Here is a 3,636-nt window from a genome sequence, read left to right as displayed (position 1 = left end):
GCTCTGCCACGGGCTGTGGCTCGTCGGCGCGGTCGAGCTGCTGCGCGGCCCGGCCGGACGGCTGCTGGCCCGCCCGCGCGCGTGGCGCGGCGTGGTCGCCGCCAACGGCGTCGCGATGACGGCGTTCCTGTGGCACCTCACCGCGATGCTCGGCGTGTACGGGGCGCTGCTCGCCCTGCGCGTACCGCTGCCGGAGCCCGCGAGCGGCGGATGGTGGGCGCAGGTCCCGCTGCGGATCGCGGCGGCGGCCGTCGTGACGGCGCTGCTCGTCGCGGCCTTCCGACGCTTCGAACGCCCGCCGGTCGCCGCTCGCGGCCCCGCCGCCGAACCCCGCACCGCGTCCGGCCCGCTGGCGGCCCTCGGCGTCACACTCTGCCTCTTCGGCGTCCTGGGCCTGTCCATGGTCGGCTTCGACGGCCTCCTGAAGGGCCACACCGCGATGCTCGTCGCCGTACGCGTCTCCGCCCCCGTGGCGGTCCTCGCCGCCGTCGTGGGCTGGTACCTGGTCGAGGCGGTCAGCGGCCCGGCACGACGCGCACGACGGAGCTGACCGTCGGCCGCCCTTCGCGGACCGGGGCCTCCCCATGGGCGGTCGGGGGCGTCCGCTCGGGCGATTACGCTGGGAGGCCGGTCGATTCGAGCAGCGGGAGTGAGATGGCAGTGGCAGCCAATCTGGTCAATCTGGAAGCCGTCGGCAAGGTGTACGGCACGCGTGCGCTGCTCGACGGCGTCTCCCTCGGCGTCAGCGAGGGCGACCGGATCGGCGTGGTCGGCCGCAACGGCGACGGCAAGACCACCCTCATCCGCATCCTCGCCAAACTGGAGGACCCCGATACCGGCCGCGTCACGCAGACCGGCGACCTGCGCCTCGGCGTGCTGACCCAGCACGACTCGCTCGACCCGGCGGCCACCGTCCGGCACGAGGTGATCGGCGACCTCGCCGACCACGAGTGGGCGGGCGACGCCAAGATCCGCGACGTGCTGACCGGCCTGTTCGGCGGGCTGGACCTGCCCGGCTTCGGGCAGGGGCTGGACACCGTCATCGGCCCGCTGTCCGGCGGCGAGCGCCGCCGCATCGCCCTCGCCAAGCTGCTCATCGCCGAACAGGACCTGATCGTCCTGGACGAGCCCACCAACCACCTCGACGTCGAGGGCATCTCCTGGCTCGCCGACCACCTGCGGACGCGGCGCTCCGCGCTCGTCGTCGTCACCCACGACCGCTGGTTCCTCGACCAGGTCGCCACCCGCATGTGGGACGTGCAGCGCGGCGACGTCTACGAGTACGAGGGCGGCTACTCCGACTACGTCTTCGCCCGCGCCGAGCGCGAGCGGATCGCGGCGACGGAGGAGGTCAAGCGGCAGAACCTGATGCGCAAGGAGCTGGCCTGGCTGCGCCGCGGCGCCCCGGCCCGCACCAGCAAGCCGCGGTTCCGCATCGAGGCCGCCAACGAGCTGATCGCCGACGTGCCGCCGCCGCGCGACAACGCCGAGCTGATGAAGTTCGCCGGCACCCGGCTCGGCAAGACCGTCTTCGACCTGGAGGACGTGACCGTACAGGCCGGTCCGAAGCTGCTGATCAAGCACCTCACCTGGCAGCTCGGTCCCGGCGACCGGATCGGCCTGGTCGGCGTCAACGGCGCGGGCAAGACGTCCCTGCTCCGCGCCCTGGAACAGGCCGCCCGTACGGACGGCGACGTGCAGCCCGCGGCCGGCAAGGTCGTCGTCGGCAAGACCGTGAAGCTGGCCTACCTCTCGCAGGAGGTCGCGGAACTCGACCCCGCCAAGCGGGTGCTGGAGGCCGTGCAGCAGGTTCGCGACCGCGTCGACCTCGGCAAGGGCCGGGAGATGACGGCGGGGCAGCTGTGCGAGAAGTTCGGCTTCACGAAGGAGAAGCAGTGGACGCCCGTCGGCGACCTGTCCGGCGGTGAGCGCCGCCGCCTCCAGATCCTGCGGCTGCTGATGGACGAGCCCAACGTCCTCTTCCTCGACGAGCCCACCAACGACCTCGACATCGAGACCCTGACGCAACTGGAGGACCTGCTCGACGGCTGGCCCGGCTCGATGATCGTCATCAGCCACGACCGGTACTTCGTCGAGCGCACCACCGACCGCGTCTTCGCCCTCCTCGGCGACGCCACGCTGCGCATGCTGCCGCGCGGCCTCGACGAGTACCTGGAGCGCCGCCGCCGCGTCATCGAGGCCGCGGCCCCCGCCGTCGCCCCGGCCCCCGCCAAGCAGAAGCCCGCCGGAGACGCCCGCGCCGCCAAGAAGGAACTCCAGAAGATCGAGCGCCGCCTCGACCGCATCAGCGACTCCGAGACCAAGCTCCACACCCAGATCGCCGACAACGCCACCGACTTCGAAAAGGTCGCGGGGCTCGACGCCGAACTCCGCGAACTGGCCTCGGAACGCGACGACCTGGAAATGCGCTGGCTGGAGCTGGCGGAGGACGCGTAACCGGCCCGGAGGCGCGGAGCGGTGGACGAGGAGCCGATGCCCGGCGGGGCCGTGCGCCGGGTGGTGCGCGTGGGCGACACGGTGCGCCGCACCGCCTCGGCGAGCACGCCGTTCACGGCGGAGCTGCTGACGCTGCTGGCGTCCCGCGGCTGGCCGGGCGCGCCGCGCTGGCTCGGCGTGGACGACGAGGGCCGCGAGGTGCTCGGCCGCCTCGACGGGCACGTCGCGTGGGAGCCGGAGCCCCGGCAGCCCGCCGCCGTGTCCGCGGACGAGAGCCTGGCGCGCGTCGCCGGACTCGTACGGGAGCTCCACGACCTGACGGCGGGCACGGACCTGGCCGGGGGCCGCGACGTCGTGTGCCATAACGACCTCGCTCCCAGGAATACGGTCTACCGCCCCGTCGGCGGGGCCCTGCGCCCGGTCGCCTTCATCGACTGGGACCTGGCCGCGCCGGGCGAGCGGATCCACGACGTCGCCCACGTCTGCTGGCAGTACCTCGGCCTCGGCCCGCGGACGGCCGACGTCGCCGACGCGGCCCGGCGGATGCGGCTGATCGCCGACGGCTACGGGCTGCCCGGCCGGGCGCGCGGCGACCTCGTGGAAACGGTCCTGTGGTGGCAGGACCGCAGCCGACGCGGCATCGAGGCGGGCGCCGCCGCCGGGGACCCCGCGATGGTCCGGCTCCGCGATACGGGCGCGACGGAGCACATCCGGGCCGATCAGGAGTGGGTCGCGGAGCAACGCGCGGAGCTGGAGCGGGCGTTGCTCCGAGGGAGCGCCGGATAGCGGACGGGCGTCCGGCCGGACCTCTGTCCGGACCGTACGGCGTTGGCGGGCCGCCGTCGCCGCGGTGTCGCAAAACAGCCGATGGAAACCGGGCAGGCAGTGGCGCAACGGTCCTGTCACGGGGTGGTCTCAGGTGGTGGCGGGGGCCTTTGCCGGGCGGTGGGGTGTCGGGGGCGGGTGGTAGAAAGATTGTCCGCTCGTCTGTCATCGACTGGCGGGTTTCGCGCCCGATTCGCTCCTTCCCGGTGGATATTCAGTCGATATCCGGCCACCGGGAGTGCGGGGGAGACGGATCGGTGCCGCGGGCCCGCGTAAAGAGGAACGCTGATGTCCCAGCCGCCCCAACCGCCGAACGAGCCGCCCAAGGGCGGCTTCGGCGCGCCTCAGGACCCC

Annotated in this window: 2 protein-coding genes and 1 pseudogene; all 3 read left to right on the top strand. The window is 73.4% G+C overall.

The genetic code is table 11. The annotated features are described in order from the left end of the window. Positions 1-550 (top strand): annotated as a pseudogene (locus tag ACFU99_RS37345) (acyltransferase); the annotation flags it as partial. A gap of 110 nt (positions 551-660) precedes the next feature. Continuing rightward, entirely contained in the window at positions 661-2,457 is a 1,797-nt protein-coding gene (locus ACFU99_RS37340; RefSeq protein ID WP_384401227.1) for an ABC-F family ATP-binding cassette domain-containing protein, read from the top strand. A gap of 21 nt (positions 2,458-2,478) precedes the next feature. Beyond that, positions 2,479-3,243, top strand: coding sequence for a phosphotransferase (locus ACFU99_RS37335; RefSeq protein ID WP_384401224.1), 765 nt, complete (start codon positions 2,479-2,481; stop codon positions 3,241-3,243). Positions 3,244-3,636: the final 393 nt, after the last annotated feature.

Source organism: Streptomyces sp. NPDC057654, assembly GCF_042800135.1.
GTDB lineage: Bacteria > Actinomycetota > Actinomycetes > Streptomycetales > Streptomycetaceae > Streptomyces.
This window is presented reverse-complemented; position numbering and strand designations above follow the sequence as displayed.